This is a genomic window from Nitratireductor soli (assembly GCF_001050155.1).
Lineage (GTDB): Bacteria > Pseudomonadota > Alphaproteobacteria > Rhizobiales > Rhizobiaceae > Nitratireductor > Nitratireductor soli.
Map to the genome: position 1 here is coordinate 24,470 of NZ_LFVY01000018.1, position 16,482 is coordinate 40,951.

A 16,482-nucleotide genomic window follows, 5' to 3' on the forward strand; every position below is an offset into this window, starting at 1 on the left:
ATGCGGACGTCAGGTGATTCCACCTGACTGCAAAATGCCCTATGCGGCCGTTGCAGCGATCAGGCCTTCAGCCATTTCGACACTCAGTTCATCGAAATGCGAGATGATGCGCGATGGCTCGAACTCGCGCACATGGCGGTCCGTGTAGCCGAAATCGACGGCGACGACGGGAATGCCGGCCGCCTTTGCCGTGTCGATGTCGGTGCGCGAATCACCGATCATCACGGCGCGGTTGGGATCGGCGCCCGCCATGGCGATGGTGTTGAGCAGATGGCCCGGGTCCGGCTTGCGCATGGGGAAGGTGTCGGCGCCGCAGATCGCCTCGAAATGGTGCGAGATGCCGAGGGCGGAAAGCAGCGACTTCGACATGCCCTCGAGCTTGTTGGTGCAGATCGCCGTGATATAGCCGGCGGAGCGGAAGCGGCCGATCGCCTCGATCACACCGGGGTAGGGACGCGAGCGGCCCGGCACATTGGCCGTGTAATGGTCGAGGAACAGGGCTTGCAGCGCGTCCAGTTGCCCTTCGGCCAGTTGGCGTTGGCGCACGGCAAAGGCCCGCTCGATCATGACGCGGCTGCCGAAGCCGACAATGCGGTTGATCTCGCTCTCCTGCACCGGCGCGATGCCGACGCTCGCCAGGCAATGGTTCAGGCTGTCCAGCAGGTCCGGTGCGGTGTCGACCAGCGTTCCGTCCAGATCGAAGACGATGATTGGCGCTGACATGATGTCCCCTTTACAATCCTGTTGGGATAACCCGCCGGACCGGGCGGCGCAAGTTAACGCGCAAGTGGGTCAACGCGCATTTGCGAGCCGCGTCAAAACGGGTTAGGAACCGCAGATGAACAGACCCGGGCTATATTTGGGGGTACGATGTCGGGCGATATGCGCGAACTGAAGATCGAGGCGGCGCGGGCAGCGCTGGGCCAGGTCACCGACGGCATGCGCCTGGGGATCGGCACCGGCTCGACCGCCGAGGAGTTCGTTCGCCTGCTGGCGGCGCGCGTCGCCGAGGGTCTGTCGGTGATCGGCGTGCCGACCTCCGAGCGCACGGCGCGGCTCTGCGAGGAACTGGGCGTGCCGCTGACGACGCTCGATGAAACGCCCGCCCTCGACCTGACGATCGACGGCGCTGATGAGATCGGCCCCGGCCTCGCCTTGATCAAGGGCGGTGGCGGGGCGCTGTTGCGCGAAAAGATCGTCGCGGCCGCCTCCCAGCGCATGATCGTCATTGCCGACAAGAGCAAGATGGTCGAGACGCTGGGACAGTTTCCGCTGCCCATCGAGGTCAATGTGTTCGGCCTGCGCGCCACGATTCTGGCAATAGAATCGGTGGCGCGCGAACTCGGTCTCAGCGGGAGGCTTGCGGTTCGCCAGGACGGCGAAAAACCCTTTGTGACCGACGGTGGACATCTTATCGTCGATGCATCATTTGGCCGCATTCGCGATCCAAGAGCATTGGCAAACGCGCTGCACGCCATACCGGGCGTTGTGGAACATGGCCTGTTTCTCGACCTTGCCGACACCGCCTTCATCGCGGGCGATGGCGAGGTGCGAACAGTCGGGCTGTCTGATTAGAAATGGAGTGTGAATAACATGACTTTGGCAACTCGCGTCCGTCTCTTCGCAGCCTCCGCCGCAGTGGCGGCGACGGTCGCCTTCACTCCGGCTTTGGCGCAGGATATTTCCGAAACGCATCTTTCGGCGGCGCGTGCGGCGATCGCGGCGATCAACGCTACCGGCGATTTCGACGGCGTTCTGCCGCAGGCCGCCGGCGCGCTCAAGTCCGAGCTCATCCGCAAGAATCCCGACCTGGTTCAGCTGATCAACGCAGCCGTCGACGAGAAGGCCATCGAGCTTGCCAGCCGCCGGGTCGATCTGGAGCGCGAGGCGGCGCAAGCCTATGCGCGCGTGTTCAGCGAGCCGGAATTGAAGGAGATCGCCGCCTTCTACGAATCGCCGACCGGCCGGAAACTGATCGCCGACGGACCGATCGTCACGCGGGAAGTGCTGAAGGCCGGCGAGATCTGGCGCCGTGGCATTGCCCGCGACCTGGCACAGATGGTCGGACAGCAGATGGAGGCGGCGTCCGAAGCCACGGGTACCCAGCCTGCTCCGGCAGAGTCTGCCCCGGCCGAATCCGCGCCGGCAAACCAGTAGACGCTGTTTTCTGGATTGTCTCGAAGCCCGGCCGTCGTGCCGGGCTTTTATTTTGGCCTCCGGATTTCTAGAGCGCCATGCGTCTATTCGGACGCATAAAGGACGCTCTATCTCTTTGATTTTCCGCATTTATGCGGACGTCAGGTGATTCCACCTGACTGCAAAAATGCTATAAGTCTATGGCGGTTGCTGGCGCCAATAGGCCTGAGAACCTGATGCAGGATGTGACAAGGCCGTTCGGGCCGAGGGATTGAGATGACGAAATTCGATTACGATCTGTTTGTGATTGGCGGCGGCTCGGGCGGCGTGCGCGCGGGGCGGCTGGCGGCGGGGCTGGGCAAGCGCGTGGCGATCGCCGAGGAATATCGCTTTGGCGGCACCTGCGTCATTCGCGGTTGCGTGCCGAAAAAACTGTTCGTCTACGCCTCGCAGTTTCCCGAGCATTTCGAAGACGCCGCCGGTTATGGCTGGACCGTGCCCGAGGCCAGCTTCAACTGGCGTGACCTAGTCGACAACAAGGACCGCGAGATCGCCCGGCTGGAAGGCCTGTACCGCAAGGGGCTGGAAAACGCCGGGGCCGAGATTTTCGAGGCGCGGGCAACGCTGGTCGACCGGCACACGGTCGAGGTCGGCGGCAGGCGGGTGACGGCGGACAAGATCCTGATCGCGGTCGGCGGGCGGCCCAATCCGCATGCCGCGCTGCCGGGCCATGAGCATTGCATCTTCTCCAATGAGGCGTTCGACTTGGCCGAGCTGCCGTCTGCCATCATCATCGAGGGCGGTGGCTACATCGCCGTGGAATTCGCCAACATCTTCCATGGCCTGGGCGTCGATACGACGCTGGTCTACCGCGGCAAGGAAATCCTCTCGCGCTTCGACGTCGATCTGCGTCGCGAACTGCACGCGACGATGGAGGCCAAGGGCATCAAGATCCTCTGCCATGACGTGCTGACCGCCGTCGACAAAGGCAGCGATGGGACGCTCATGGCATATCTCAAATCGGGCAAGGTGCTGGAGGCGGGCCAGGTGATGCTGGCCATCGGCCGCATTCCCAACACGGACAATCTCGGCCTCGATGCGGCGGGTGTTGAGACCGGCAAGACCGGCGAAATCATCGTCGACGACTATTCGCGTACCAATGTCGACAACATCTGGGCGCTGGGCGACGTGACCAACCGGGTGCAATTGACGCCGGTTGCGATCCATGAGGCGATGGGCTTCGTCGATACGGAGTTTCGCGGCAAGCCGACGAAGGTCGATCACGACACGATCGCCACCGCCGTGTTCTCGCAACCGGAGATCGGCACGGTCGGCCTGTCGGAGGACGAGGCGACACACCGTTTCGACAGGCTGGAAATCTACCGTGCCAGCTTCCGGCCGATGCGCCACACGCTGTCGGGACGCCAGGAAAAGATGCTGATGAAGCTGGTGGTGGATGCGGACAGCCGCGTCGTCGTCGGGGCGCATGTGCTGGGTCCCGACGCCGGCGAGATGGCGCAGATTCTCGGGATCGCGCTCAAGGCCCGGCTGACCAAGGACGATTTCGACCGCACCATGGCGGTGCATCCATCGGCGGCGGAGGAGCTGGTCACCATGTACCAGCCGAGCTATCGGGTCGAAAAGGGCAAACGGATCGACTGAGATGGACGGGAACGGCGACGGGCTGGTGGCCTATTTCGGCTATGGCTCTCTGGTCAATCGCGCCACGCACCGCACCGAGATCATTGGTGCGGTGCCGGCACGGCTGATGGGCTGGCGGCGCCAATGGGTGCGTCGGGACGATGAAACCGAGCGCGCGCTGTTGAGCGTTCGCTGCGACGCGGACGCCTTCATCGACGGGCTGCTGATCGTCGACCGGGTCGAAAACCTGCCGAGCGTCGATCTGCGCGAAGCGCATTACGCGCGCGTGGCGCTCGATCCCGGCGCGGTGAAGGCCGCCGAGGCTTTGCCGGTCAATTGTCCGATCCATGTCTATCAGGCGAAGCGATCCGTCGAGCCGATCCGGTTGCAGATCATTCAATCCTATCTCGATGCGGTTCTGCAGGGGTTTCTGCGCGAATTCGGTGAAGAAGGCGCAGCACGCTTTATCGCGGAGACGGACGGGTTTGACGCTGCGATCCTGGCCGATCGCGCCGCGCCGCAATATCCGCGTGCCGTCGCGCTCGAGCCGAGCGAACAGGCATTTCTCGACGCGCTGCTCGCCCAGTGCGGGCTGCGCATCGTGCCCGCTGCGGGATAAGCCTTCGCCATCACCGTGATTCCGGGGTAGTATCGTGCCCGCGCTTTCGTTAATAAGCGGGCTTTCGGTATCCGTGAACGGCTGTCGCCGCGGACCGAGGGCATGATTCCTGAAGCCAAAGTCGAGTAAGCAAGATGACGAAGTGGTCGCCGAATTCGTGGAGAAACAAGCCCATCCAGCAGGTTCCGGCCTATCCGGACCTGAACGCCCTGGCCGAGGTCGAGGCGCGCATGGCCACCTATCCGCCACTCGTTTTTGCAGGTGAAGCGCGCAAGCTGAAGAAGCAGCTCGCCGCCGTTGCCGAGGGCAATGGCTTTCTCCTGCAGGGCGGTGATTGCGCGGAAAGCTTTGCCGAGCATGGCGCCGACAACATTCGCGATTTCTTCCGCGCCTTCCTGCAGATGGCCGTTGTCCTGACCTTTGCCGGGTCGCAGCCGGTGGTGAAGGTCGGGCGCATCGCCGGCCAGTTCGCCAAGCCGCGCTCCTCCGACACGGAGGCCAAGGGCGATGTGATCCTGCCGAGCTACCGTGGCGACATCATCAACGGCATCGAGTTCGAGGCCGCCTCGCGCACGCCCGATCCGGCGCGCCAGGAAATGGCCTACCGGCAGTCGGCGGCGACGCTGAACCTCTTGCGCGCTTTCGCCCAGGGCGGTTTCGCCAATCTGGAGAACGTGCACAAATGGATGCTCGGCTTCCTGTCGGACAGCCCGCAGGCCGAGCGCTACCAGGAACTGGCCAACCGCATCACCGAGACGATCGACTTCATGCGCGCCGTCGGCATCACCGGCGAGAGCTCGCATGCGCTGCGCGAGACCGATTTCTACACCAGCCACGAGGCGTTGCTTCTGGGCTATGAAGAAGCGCTGACGCGCGTCGATTCGACGTCGGGCGACTGGTACGCCACGTCCGGCCACATGATCTGGATCGGCGACCGGACGCGCCAGGCCGACCATGCGCATGTGGAATTCTGCCGTGGCATCAAGAACCCGCTCGGCCTGAAATGCGGACCGTCGATGACGCCTGACGGACTGATCGAGCTGATCGACCTGCTCAATCCGGAAAACGAGCCGGGCCGGCTGACGCTGATCGCCCGTTTCGGAGCCGACAAGGTGGGCGAGCACCTGCCGAAGCTGGTGCGCGCCGTGGAGCGGGAAGGGCGCAAGGTGGTCTGGTCGTGCGATCCGATGCACGGCAACACGATCACGGCCGCCGGCTACAAGACGCGGCCCTTCGACCGCATCCTGAAGGAGGTGCAGACCTTCTTCGAGGTGCATCGCGCCGAAGGCACGCATCCCGGCGGCATGCATGTGGAGATGACCGGCAAGAACGTCACCGAATGCACGGGCGGTGCGCGCGCCATTCGCGACGAGGAATTGCAGGACCGCTACCACACCCATTGCGATCCGCGGCTCAATGCCGACCAGGCGCTGGAACTGTCTTTCCTGGTGGCCGAGCTGTTGAAGAAGGATCGCGCGGCGCAGCCGGCCGGCAAGGTCGCCAACGCTTGAACGGGGTTGAAGCTTAACTTCAGCCTTTGGCAATGCCCTGTTGGGTGTTGAGATGGTAGTCATGGCTCCTGCAAGGAACCAGTTGGGATCGGAGGGAACCATGACCAATCATCACGACGGATCGTGCCTGTGCGGCGCGGTCCGTTTTCACACCAGCGGAGATCTGCGTGGCGTCGTCTATTGCCATTGCTCGCAATGCCGCAAGCAGACCGGCCTGTACTATGCGGCGACCGACGTCAGCGATGCGGACCTGAGGGTCGAGGGCGGCGAGAACCTGACATGGTATGCCGCATCGGACTTCGCCAGGCGCGGCTTCTGCAGGGTTTGCGGCTCGGCGCTGTTCTGGAAACGAAACGGCGCCGATAAGGTGTCGATTATGGCCGGCGCTTTCGAGGCGCCGAGCGGGCTTGTGGCCGACAGCCACATCTTCGTCGCCGACAAGGGCGATTTCTACACGATCGACGATGGCCTGCCGCAATATGCGCGCTCGTCGGCGGCGGTTGCGGTTGCCGGGAACGATGACTGACGCGATGGCCGATCTGCCGGACAGTTTGCGGATCGAGACGCGGCAGGGCCTGCCGCCCGATCTGCGCTATCTGGTGGAGAAATATCCGCGCGATACGTGGCAGGGGCATGCCAATCTTGGCGGCATGGCGCAATTCTGGCTGCAGCGGCACGACATGTTCCGCGAGCTCGGCGGCCTGCTGCAGGGCAGCGTCACCGACTATCGCGAGGGGCGGTTGGCGCCGCATGATTTCGCCGCCTGGTTCGCACCGCGCCTGCGGTTTTTCCTGCAGCAATTGCATGGGCATCACCAGATCGAGGACATGCACTATTTTCCCGTCTTCGCCGCTGCCGAGGAGCGCCTGAAGCGCGGCTTCGACCTTCTCGATGCCGATCACCACACCATCCATGACGCGCTGGAGCGCAACGCGCAGACCGGGTCGGCATTCCTCCAGGCGCTCGGCGCTGCGCGCGACACGCGGCTGTTCGCCGCCGACGCCTATGCGGACGAGAACACGAAGCTGCTGTCGATGCTGCTCAGGCACCTGCACGACGAGGAGGATCTGATCATCCCGCTCATTCTGGACAGGACCGAGGAAGGGCTTGGCGTCGGCGGTTGAGCCGGCCGATCATGTTGCAAGCCGCCCGTGCGCGGGCTAAACGCAACGGGTCAGCAGCCTGGATCGGTTCATCGTTTCACGGAAACGCCGCTCCGCTCTATCTGCTTGTTTTCCGCATTTGTGCGGGCGCCAGGTGAAGTCACCTGACTGCAAAATGCTATAGGAACAGGAACGCCATGGCCCGCAAATCACACGCCCCCGACATCCTGCGCATTGCCACCGCCCAGCTCAATCCGGTGGTCGGCGACGTGGCCGGCAATCTGGCCAAGGCGCGCGAGGCACGGGCCGATGCCGCCAGGCAAGGCGCCGATCTCATCCTGTTCACCGAATTGTTCATCGCCGGCTATCCGCCCGAGGATCTGGTGCTGAAACCGGCCTTCCTCGAGGCCTGCGAGGGCGCCATGGCCGATCTGGCCGCCGATACGAAGGATGGCGGACCCGGCATCATCATCGGTACGCCGCTGCGCCGCGACAGCGGGCTGCATAACGCCGTCATGGTGATGGACGGCGGCAAGATCGTCGCTGAACGCTTCAAGCTCGACCTGCCGAATTACGGCGAGTTCGACGAGAAACGCGTGTTCCAGCCGGGACCGGATATGCCCGGTCCGGTGAATTTTCGCGGCGTGCGGCTTGGCATTCCGATCTGCGAGGACATTTGGGGCGAGCTTGGCGTCTGCGAGACGCTGGCTGAATCCGGCGCGGAAATCCTGCTCGTGCCAAACGGCTCGCCCTATTATCGCGGCAAGGTGGACGTGCGCCACCAGGTGGTGATCGCCCAGGTGATCGAGAGCGGTCTGCCGATGTTGTATGCCAACCAGCTCGGCGGGCAGGACGAACTGGTGTTCGACGGCGCGTCTTTTGCGATCTCGGCCGACAAGTCGCTGGCCTTCCAGATGAGCCAGTTCGAGGAATCCGTGTCGGTTTCCACCTGGAAACGGGATGGCGAGGGCTGGCGCTGCGATGACGGGCCGATGTCGAAGATTCCCGAGAAGGAAGAGGCCGATTACCGGGCCTGCCTGCTTGGCCTGCGCGATTATGTGAACAAGAACGGCTTCAAGAATGTCGTGCTCGGCCTTTCGGGCGGCATCGATTCGGCGATCTGCGCAGCCCTCGCCGTCGATGCGCTGGGCGAGGAGCGGGTGCGCTGCATCATGATGCCGTATCGCTACACGTCGAAGGATTCGCTGCAGGACGCCGAGGCCTGCGCGCGGGCGCTCGGCTGCCGCTACGACATCGTGCCGATCTCCGAGCCGGTTGAAGGGTTCTCGCATGCGCTGACACAGCTTTTCGAGGGCACGAAGGAAGGTGTGACCGAGGAAAACCTGCAAAGCCGCACGCGCGGCACCATCCTGATGGCGGTCTCCAACAAGTTCGGCTCGATGGTGGTCACCACCGGCAACAAGTCGGAGATGTCGGTCGGCTACGCGACGCTCTATGGCGACATGAATGGCGGCTTCAATCCAATCAAGGATGTCTACAAGATGCAGGTCTACGCGCTGTCGGCCTGGAGAAACACCACCGTGCCGCCCAGCGCGCTTGGCCCATCGGGCGCGGTGATCCCGCAAAACATCATCGACAAGGCGCCGTCTGCCGAATTGCGCCCCGACCAGACCGACCAGGATTCGCTGCCGCCCTATCCGGTGCTCGACGACATCCTGGAATGCCTGGTCGAGGGCGAGATGGGCGTCGACGCCATTGTCGCGCGCGGCCACGACCGCGAGACCGTGCACCGGATCGAGCATCTGCTCTACATCGCCGAATACAAGCGCCGGCAGGCCGCGCCAGGCGTGAAGATCACGCGCAAGAATTTTGGCCGTGACCGGCGTTATCCGATCACAAACAGATTCCGGGATCGGACATAAACTGCTGATTTAGCAGATTTTTCCGCGCTTCACGGGGCGGCTTTAGTCCTCGGCGGGTTTCTTCCTGTTTCGTTCCTCGAGTTCGGCCCGGTTGGAATAGACGTGATCGACCAGGCCCCAGTCGCGCGCTTCCTGCGCGGTCATGAAATAGTCGCGGTCGAGCGTTCGTTCGACGTCTTCCTCGGTGCGTCCGCAATGCTCGGCATAAAGCCTGATCATGCGGCGCTTGACCTTGACGATGTCCTCCGCATGCCGCTCGATGTCCGATGCCTGGCCGCGAAAACCACCCGATGGCTGGTGCAGGACGATGCTCGAATTGGCGAGGGACGCCCGCCGGCCCGGCGCACCCGCCATCAGCAGGAACGAGCCCATCGAACCGGCCGTGCCCATGCAGACGGTCGCCACCGGGCATTTGATGAAATGCATCGTGTCGTAGACGGCAAAGCCACTCGATACCACGCCGCCGGGCGAGTTGATGTAGAAGGAAATCTCCCTGTCGGGGTTTTCCGATTCGAGGAACAGCAGCTGGGCGCAGATCAGCGCGGCGGACTCGTCGTTCACCTCGCCGTTGAGGAAGATGATCCGTTCGCGCAACAGCCTGGAAAAAATGTCGAACGAGCGTTCGCCTCTCGGCGATTGCTCGACGACCATGGGGATGAGCGCCATCGTGTCGCGCATGGGCGAAATCTCCTGTTCAAAGATGGTGATGTTGTCTGGCTAGGCGGCGCGCGCCAAAGGCGGGCCGTTGAAATTGGCGGCGGGGCGCGGCACCTTTTCGGCGCTGTGCGTCAGGCGAAACCAGGTGCCGCCGTCGGGTTGCGGCGACAATTCGACCGTCACCAGCGTGTCGGGCTCGTTTGCCCCGGCATCGTGCCAGGCATAGCGCACCCGCGAAAAGGGCAGGGCGTCGAGCACCTCATAGCTTGCGTCGGGCGCATCGCCGCCCGGTGCATCCAGCCATGCGGCGGCCAGTTCCGGAACGGTCAGCGCGCGCCAGACCTTCTCCAGTGGCGCTTCCAACACGCATTCCACGACGATGGTTTCGCTCTCTTTTTGCTCGTCGGCGGGCGTCATTGGTCCATCTCCTTGAGCAGCGTTTTCAGCTTGTCGACCCGGCTGGGCCAGAAGGCGCGATAGCGTGTCAGCCAGTCGACCAGCGGCCGCATGCCGTCCGGATCGACCCGGTATGTCACGTGACGGCCGGTCTTCTGCTCGGCGATCAGGCCGACGCCGCGCAGGACCGCAATATGCTGCGAGATCGCCGGCTGCGAAACCGCCAGTCCCTCGCGCAATTCGGTCGCGTTGCGCGCGCCTGCGCTCAGCCGTTCGAGAAGGAGGCGCCGCGTGGGGTCGGCGAGCGCGCGAAAAATATCCGTTTCGTTCATGCACAATAGATAAGCACAGACTTATCTGTCGCGCAAGCAAGCGCTGGAGCAGGAGATGGCGCCGCTGCGGCCATTGCGCCGCTTCGGCCGATGGCTACGATGGGTGGACGTAGTCTTTCGCCTGCAATTCCAGGCGGCTTTCACAGCATGATGGACGCTTGGCGATGTCGTTCCTGTCTTTCCTTCGCGAGAATGCGCGCTGGCTTGCCGGCGGTTTTCTGCTGACGCTGTTCTCGTCGTTCGGCCAGACCTTCTTCATCTCGCTGTCGGCAGGCGACATCCGCGCCGAATACGGCCTGTCGCACGGCGCGTTCGGCACGCTCTACATGCTGGCGACGCTGGCCAGCGCCTTCACCCTGCCGCGGCTCGGGCAGATCGTCGATCGCTATTCGGCGCGCACCGTCACCTGCATCATCGTGCCGATGCTGGCGCTGGCGGCGGTGTCGATGGCGCTGTCCCATTCGATCATCCTCCTGGTGGTGACCATCTATCTGCTGCGCCTGTTCGGGCAGGGGATGATGACGCACAATTCGCTGACGGCGATGGGGCGCTGGTTTTCCGCGCAACGCGGGCGCGCCGTGTCAATCGCCACATTGGGGCACAATGCCGGCGAGGCGCTGTTGCCGCTGGCTTTCGTCGCGGTCGCCGGCGCGGTCGGCTGGCGCAACAGCTGGCTGATCGCCGCCGCGTTGCTGCTCGTCGTGGCGCTGCCGGTGATCAGCGGCCTGATGGCCGTCGAGCGCGCGCCGCGCGCCAGCGATCCGGCGCCGCGGTCGAGCAAGGCGCGCGACTGGACGCGCGGCGAGGTGGTGCGCGACCCGGCGTTTTATCTGACGCTGATGGGCGTGATGGCGCCCGGTTTCATCGGCACCACGGTGTTCTTCCACCAGATCTACCTGGTCGATCTGCGCGGCTGGTCGCTGGAGGTGTTCGCCTCGTCATTCACCTTCATGGCGTCGATGACGGTGATCTTTGCGCTGGTCGCCGGCCAGCTCATCGACCGCTTCTCCGCCGTCGCGCTGCTTCCCGGCTTTCTGATCCCGCTGGCGGCGGCCTGTCTGGTGCTGGCCGGCTTCGAGGCGCAGTGGAGCGCCTTCGCCTTCATGGGGCTGATGGGCGTTTCCTACGGCTTTTCGTCGACCCTGTTCGGCTCGCTATGGCCGGAAGTGTACGGGACCAGGCATCTGGGCTCGATCCGCGCCCTGACGGTGGCGATCATGGTGTTCGCCACGGCGATGGGGCCGGGCCTGACGGGGTTCCTCATCGACCGCGGTGTCAGCTACCCGCTGCAGATCGGCCTGATGGGGGCCTATTGCCTGCTGGCCAGCGCCGTGCTGCTGTTCGTTTCAAGGCGCTTGGCCGTGCGCCTGCAGGCGGCGTGAACGGCGGTTGAAAATTTTGCGGTTGAAGGGGTTGGCGAAGCAAATCCGGTTCGTTATAAACGCGCTCTTGTTTTCGCTCTCTCGGGAGGTCTGAATGCCAGCTTTCGCCAATTCCATCCAAGGCAGCGCCCGCTGACCGACTGACTTGCTGCGGCCGCCATTGCGGCCTCCAAAGCCGGCGGTTCATCGCGCGACTGCGTGTGGCTCCAACCCGCTTCGCAGCGGCTGGATGCCGTTCCGATTGCCGGCGCAATCCTCTCGACAATCCGTTCCATTTTTCGCGCCAGCACCCGTAATCCTTTTTTCGGGACCGGAAGCATGCCGCTTCCGGAATGCATCATGTTTCTTTTGCGCAAGGCCCTCAAGGGCAATGCTTTTCGCAGCGTGTTCGGTTTCACCTTCCAGCACTGGCGCCGCCAGCCCGTGCGGCTGAGCTTCATCATCCTGCTGGTCCTCGTCGCCACCATGGCCGACGTCCTGACGCCACTCTATTCGGGCCGCCTGGTGGATGCGGTGGCCAGTGGCGTGGCGAGCGACGAGGTGGCCTGGAATGCGGCGCTTTCGGCGTTCTTCATGCTGCTCGGCCTGTCCGCCAGCGCCATCGTCGCACGGCATTTCGCCTTTGTCGGCATCATCGACCTGACCATGAAGATGATGGTCGACATCGCCGCCGACGCGTTCGCCCATGTGCAGCGCTTTTCGACCGAGTGGCACGCCAACAGCTTCGCCGGCTCGACCGTGCGCAAGGTGACGCGCGGCATGTGGGCGCTGGACCTTTTGAACGACACGATCCTGGTGGCGCTGTTGCCCTCGGCGGTGATGCTGATCGGCTCGACCATCCTGCTTGGCTGGTACTGGCCGATGATGGGCGTCATCATCGCCACCGGCACGGTCATCTATGTGGTGATGACCGTCGCCCTGTCGCTGTTCTACGTGGCGCCGGCGGCCAGTCTCGCCAATGGCTGGGACACGCGGCTGGGCGGCGCGCTGGCCGACGCCATCTCGTGCAATTCGGTGGTCAAGGCGTTTGGCGCCGAGGCGCGCGAGGACGGGCGGTTGGCGGGCGTCACGGCCAAATGGAGCGGCCGCACGCGGCGCGCCTGGATGCGCGGCACCTATAACGGCACCGGGCAGGGCGTGACGCTGCTCGTCCTGCGGGCGGCGGTGATCGGTTTTGCGGTGCTCTTGTGGACGCGCGGCCAGGCGAGCGCCGGCGACATCACCTTCGTGCTGACCGCGTTCTTCGTCCTGCAGGGCTATCTTCGCGATGTCGGCATGCATGTGCGCAATGTGCAGCGTTCGGTCAACGAGATGGAAGAGCTGGTCGACATCCAGGCAGAGCCCGTCGGCGTCGAGGACAAGCCGGGTGCAAAACCGGCCACGATCGGCGCGGGGCGGATCGACTTCGAAAACGTCACCTTCCACTATGGCGGGCACGACGAGCCGTTGTACAAGGATTTTCCGGTGTCGATCCCGGCCGGCCAACGGGTCGGATTGGTGGGCCATTCCGGTTCCGGCAAGACGACCTTCGTCAAGCTGATCCAGCGGCTCTACGACCTGACGGACGGGCAAATCCTGATCGACGGGCAGAACATTGCCGATGTCGCGCAGGCTTCGCTGCGCTCGCAGATCGCCATCGTTCAGCAGGAGCCGATTCTGTTTCACCGGTCGCTGGCCGAAAACATCGCCTATGCCCGGCCGGGCGCCAGCCAGGCGGAGATCGAGCACGCGGCCAGCCTGGCCAGCGCCGACGATTTCATCCGCCGGCTGCCGAAGGGTTATGGCACGCTGGTCGGCGAGCGCGGCGTAAAATTGTCGGGCGGCGAGCGCCAGCGTGTGGCCATCGCCCGGGCGTTCCTCGCCGATGCGCCGATCCTGATCCTCGACGAGGCCACATCGAGCCTCGATTCGGAATCGGAGGTGCTGATACAGCAGGCGATGGAGCGGCTGATGGTCGGCCGCACGACGCTGGTGATCGCCCATCGCCTGTCGACGGTGCGGGCGCTCGACCGGCTCCTGGTGTTCGACAAGGGGCAGATTGTCGAGGAGGGCGACCATGCGGCGCTGATCCGGCTCGAGGGTGGCATCTACCGCCGGCTTTTCGAGCGGCAGGCGCTTGAACTGACGAAGGGTTTCGTCTGATGTGAAATGGGCGGGCCGTCAATCTGGCGGCCCGCCTTGCCAAGGAGAAGGGCTTCGGCTACGCCGCAATCATGACAGTCACCGTTCGTTTCGCGCCGTCCCCGACCGGCCACATCCATATCGGCAATGCGCGCACCGCGCTGTTCAACTGGCTTTATGCGAAAAAGCATGGCGGCCGCTTCATCCTGCGTTTTGACGATACGGACAGGGAGCGCTCGAAAACCGCCTATGCGGAAGGCATCGCGCGCGACCTGACCTGGCTCGGCATCCGGCCCGACGACACGGTTTCGCAGTCGGCGCGCTTCGGCAAATACGACGCGGCGGCCCAGACGCTGAGGGCGGCCGGGCTGCTGTATGCGTGCTACGAGACGCCGGAGGAACTGGAGCGGCGGCGCAAGATCCGCCTGACGCGCCGCCTGCCACCGGTCTATGGGCGGGAGGCGCTGAAGCTTTCGGACGAGGAAAAGGCAGCTTTCGAAGCCGAGGGCCGAAAGCCGCATTGGCGCTTCCTGCTGCCCAACTTCGCCGAGACGCCATTCGAGCCGCAGCGCACGGAGGTGCATTGGGACGATGTGGTGCGCGGACCGCAGACCGTCGACCTGGCGTCGATGTCGGACCCGGTGCTGATCCGCGCCGACGGCACCTATCTCTATACGCTGCCCTCGGTGGTGGACGACATCGACCTCGGTGTCAGCCATGTCATTCGCGGTGACGACCATGTCACCAACACCGGCGCGCAGATCTCGCTGTTCAGGGCGCTGGGCGCCGAGCCACCGGCCTTCGGCCACCACAATCTGCTGACCACGGTTTCCGGCGAGGGGCTCTCCAAGCGGACGGGCGCGCTGTCCATCGCCAGCCTGCGCGACGACGGCATCGAGCCGATGGCAGTTGCCTCGCTGGCCGTGCTGATCGGCACTTCGGAGAACGTTTCGCCGGTGGCGACGATGCCGGATCTCGCCGACCGCTTCGAGCCGACGGCCACCTCCAAATCTGCGGCAAAATTCGATCCGGCCGAACTGGCCGCGCTCAGCCGTCACCTGATCCAGGCAATGCCGTTTTCAGAAGTCGCCGAGCGATTGGCCGGGCTTGGCATCGCCGGCGACAAGGCAGAGGCATTCTGGCTGGCGGTGCGCGGCAATCTCGATCGGCTGGAAGACGCCGCCGCCTGGTGGCGGATCGTCATGGACGGGCCCGATCCGGAAGGCAGGGTTTCACCTGAGGACCAGGAATTCGTCAGCGAAGCGATGCGGCATCTGCCACCCGAACCCTGGGACGGCGAGACATGGCGCGTGTGGACCGATGCGGTGAAGGCCGCCACGGGCCGCAAGGGGCGGGCGCTGTTCATGCCGCTCCGGCTCGCGCTTACTGGACGCGATTCTGGACCGGAGCTCGCAGGTCTATTGCCTCTTCTGGGTCGGGAAGAAACTCTGGCCCGACAATCCTGACGCGGCGTGGCTCGCTCGGCACAGAGGGCGCCGGCACGGCTTCCGGTTCCGCTTTGAGCGTTTCGGCGTTTACGTCGATCGCCTTGGCCAGCATCTCGGGATCGGGACGTGGGGTCGGCCTGTAGAAGCTTCCGCTGTCTGTATCGCCGACGGAAGCCGTTGCCTCTTCCGTCACGGGTGCGGCTGAACCGCCGATTGCCGGGCTTCCGGCGGCCGGCGGTTCTCCGGCGATCACCGAAAAATTCCTGGTCGGCTGGCATCCGCAGACTTTCTTGCTGACGCCATCGCGCCGGTAGCTGAACGCCTTCGGCAGGTCGCGATAGGGCGTACCGCTCGCAACGGACACCATGTCCTCCGATTCCTCATTCAGCACGTCATGGGCGTAAAGCGCGACCTCGGCGCCTGGACAGCGTGCCTGGCAGGTTTTCTCGTCGCGGCCGAACATGTCCTTCGACACGGAGAAGGAGATCGGAAAATAATATCCATCGCATGTGCGCACGCACATGGTCTGGTAGACGTTGCCGGAGCGCCGCAGGGGCTTGTCGGCTTCTCGCGCCTGACGCGCTGCTCTGGCCTTGGCCGGTGCCGAGACAGCCTTAACGGCGGGCTCGTCGTTGCAGCGGTTGGCGCGCATCGAGGCCAGGATGCGGGCGCGATCGCGGCCTGCGCTTGAGCGGCCCTGCCCATCCAATTGCATCTGCAGCTTCCAGATATTGTTCTCCATGCTCGACGCTGATTTTCTGAGCGTGGCGCACTGCGCGATGTTGTTGCCGAAAATGCCGAAGCCGCACTGCGCCTGCCGGATCTGCGCGCGGACCTTGCCAAGCTGGGCATTCTGCTTGGCAATGGCGTTCTGCAACTTTCGGGCCTGGGAATTCGAACCCCGACCTGTCGCAACCTTGAGCTCGGCGGCGAGATTGCGGCAGACGCTGGACTGGCCAAAGGCTTCGTCGGCCGAGACGACCAGCCCGGCGCTCAAACCGAGAACCAGACACAATGCACGAAAGACCGTTCCGCCGCCCGTACCCATATTGCCCCCAGAACGCGCGATCCCGCTAAAGACGGCACGTCGATAAAATCTTCGATAGAAATGCCAAGCGTCAATTCAACCATATCGCGAATTGAATTTCCACCCTAAGGCGTGCAGGTTAAATCGTGGTTAGAAAAGTATGGTAAATTTCCCGGGCCGGGTGCGATTGTTTCGCGGCGAAGGAAACTGCTGATGCAGCTCATCG

At 64.0% G+C, this 16,482-nt stretch carries 16 protein-coding genes; 11 read left to right on the plus strand and 5 right to left on the minus strand.

Going from position 1 to position 16,482, the window contains the following annotated elements; genetic code table 11:
* Positions 1 to 39: 39 nt before the first annotated feature.
* Positions 40 to 723: a phosphoglycolate phosphatase gene (gene gph / locus AB843_RS20350; RefSeq protein WP_048648738.1), complete on the minus strand. Its 684-nt coding sequence runs from the start codon at positions 721 to 723 to the stop codon at positions 40 to 42.
* Positions 724 to 870: 147 nt separating this feature from the next.
* Between gph and rpiA the strand changes: the two genes are divergently transcribed.
* The 8 genes from rpiA to AB843_RS20390 all read left to right on the plus strand — a co-directional run bounded on the left by rpiA (position 871) and on the right by AB843_RS20390 (position 8,893).
* The gene (gene rpiA / locus AB843_RS20355; RefSeq protein WP_048648739.1) at positions 871 to 1,575 is read left to right on the plus strand and encodes a ribose-5-phosphate isomerase RpiA; all 705 of its coding nucleotides are present in this window, start codon (positions 871 to 873) and stop codon (positions 1,573 to 1,575) included.
* A gap of 18 nt (positions 1,576 to 1,593) precedes the next feature.
* The gene (locus AB843_RS20360) at positions 1,594 to 2,157 is read left to right on the plus strand and encodes a DUF2059 domain-containing protein (protein ID WP_048648740.1); all 564 of its coding nucleotides are present in this window, start codon (positions 1,594 to 1,596) and stop codon (positions 2,155 to 2,157) included.
* 255 nt (positions 2,158 to 2,412) lie between these two features.
* On the plus strand, positions 2,413 to 3,798 hold the full coding sequence (gor, locus tag AB843_RS20365; RefSeq protein WP_048648741.1) for a glutathione-disulfide reductase: 1,386 nt from the start codon (positions 2,413 to 2,415) through the stop codon (positions 3,796 to 3,798).
* Position 3,799: 1 nt separating this feature from the next.
* Positions 3,800 to 4,396: a hypothetical protein gene (locus tag AB843_RS20370; protein WP_048648742.1), complete on the plus strand. Its 597-nt coding sequence runs from the start codon at positions 3,800 to 3,802 to the stop codon at positions 4,394 to 4,396.
* A gap of 134 nt (positions 4,397 to 4,530) precedes the next feature.
* A complete protein-coding gene (locus AB843_RS20375; protein WP_048648743.1) occupies positions 4,531 to 5,907 on the plus strand; it encodes a class II 3-deoxy-7-phosphoheptulonate synthase in 1,377 nt (458 codons plus the stop codon).
* A 100-nt stretch (positions 5,908 to 6,007) separates the two neighbouring features.
* The gene (locus tag AB843_RS20380; RefSeq protein WP_048648744.1) at positions 6,008 to 6,433 is read left to right on the plus strand and encodes a GFA family protein; all 426 of its coding nucleotides are present in this window, start codon (positions 6,008 to 6,010) and stop codon (positions 6,431 to 6,433) included.
* A complete protein-coding gene (locus tag AB843_RS20385; protein WP_425286828.1) occupies positions 6,426 to 7,031 on the plus strand; it encodes a hemerythrin domain-containing protein in 606 nt (201 codons plus the stop codon). The genes AB843_RS20380 and AB843_RS20385 overlap by 8 nt, the downstream gene beginning before the upstream one ends.
* 176 nt (positions 7,032 to 7,207) lie before the next feature.
* The gene (locus AB843_RS20390) at positions 7,208 to 8,893 is read left to right on the plus strand and encodes an NAD+ synthase (RefSeq protein ID WP_048648746.1); all 1,686 of its coding nucleotides are present in this window, start codon (positions 7,208 to 7,210) and stop codon (positions 8,891 to 8,893) included.
* A gap of 42 nt (positions 8,894 to 8,935) precedes the next feature.
* Here the strand turns inward: AB843_RS20390 and AB843_RS20395 are convergent, their stop codons facing one another.
* Genes AB843_RS20395 through AB843_RS20405 form a run of 3 tightly spaced genes read right to left on the minus strand, consistent with a single transcriptional unit; the run spans position 8,936 to position 10,278 of the window.
* Positions 8,936 to 9,571 carry an ATP-dependent Clp protease proteolytic subunit gene (locus tag AB843_RS20395; RefSeq protein WP_048648747.1) on the minus strand — a complete coding sequence of 212 codons (636 nt, stop codon included), beginning with the start codon at positions 9,569 to 9,571 and terminating at the stop codon, positions 8,936 to 8,938.
* 39 nt (positions 9,572 to 9,610) lie between these two features.
* Complete coding sequence (locus AB843_RS20400) at positions 9,611 to 9,967, minus strand: SRPBCC family protein (protein ID WP_048648748.1); 357 nt, start codon at positions 9,965 to 9,967, stop codon at positions 9,611 to 9,613.
* Entirely contained in the window at positions 9,964 to 10,278 is a 315-nt protein-coding gene (locus AB843_RS20405) for an ArsR/SmtB family transcription factor (RefSeq protein ID WP_048648749.1), read from the minus strand. Before AB843_RS20405 ends, AB843_RS20400 begins: the two co-directional genes overlap by 4 nt.
* 164 nt (positions 10,279 to 10,442) lie before the next feature.
* On the opposite strand from AB843_RS20405, the gene AB843_RS20410 reads away from it, so the two are divergent.
* From AB843_RS20410 to gltX, 3 genes are all read left to right on the plus strand, one after another.
* Positions 10,443 to 11,660, plus strand: coding sequence for an MFS transporter (locus tag AB843_RS20410; RefSeq protein ID WP_048648750.1), 1,218 nt, complete (start codon positions 10,443 to 10,445; stop codon positions 11,658 to 11,660).
* Positions 11,661 to 11,999: 339 nt separating this feature from the next.
* The gene (locus AB843_RS20415; protein ID WP_048648814.1) at positions 12,000 to 13,802 is read left to right on the plus strand and encodes an ABC transporter ATP-binding protein; all 1,803 of its coding nucleotides are present in this window, start codon (positions 12,000 to 12,002) and stop codon (positions 13,800 to 13,802) included.
* Between the two features lie 71 nt (positions 13,803 to 13,873).
* Positions 13,874 to 15,247, plus strand: coding sequence for a glutamate--tRNA ligase (gltX, locus tag AB843_RS20420; RefSeq protein ID WP_048648751.1), 1,374 nt, complete (start codon positions 13,874 to 13,876; stop codon positions 15,245 to 15,247).
* On the opposite strand, the gene AB843_RS20425 is transcribed toward gltX, so the two are convergent.
* A complete protein-coding gene (locus AB843_RS20425; RefSeq protein WP_082143921.1) occupies positions 15,165 to 16,277 on the minus strand; it encodes a DUF2865 domain-containing protein in 1,113 nt (370 codons plus the stop codon). The genes gltX and AB843_RS20425 overlap by 83 nt on opposite strands.
* Between the last annotated feature and the right edge of the window lie 205 nt (positions 16,278 to 16,482).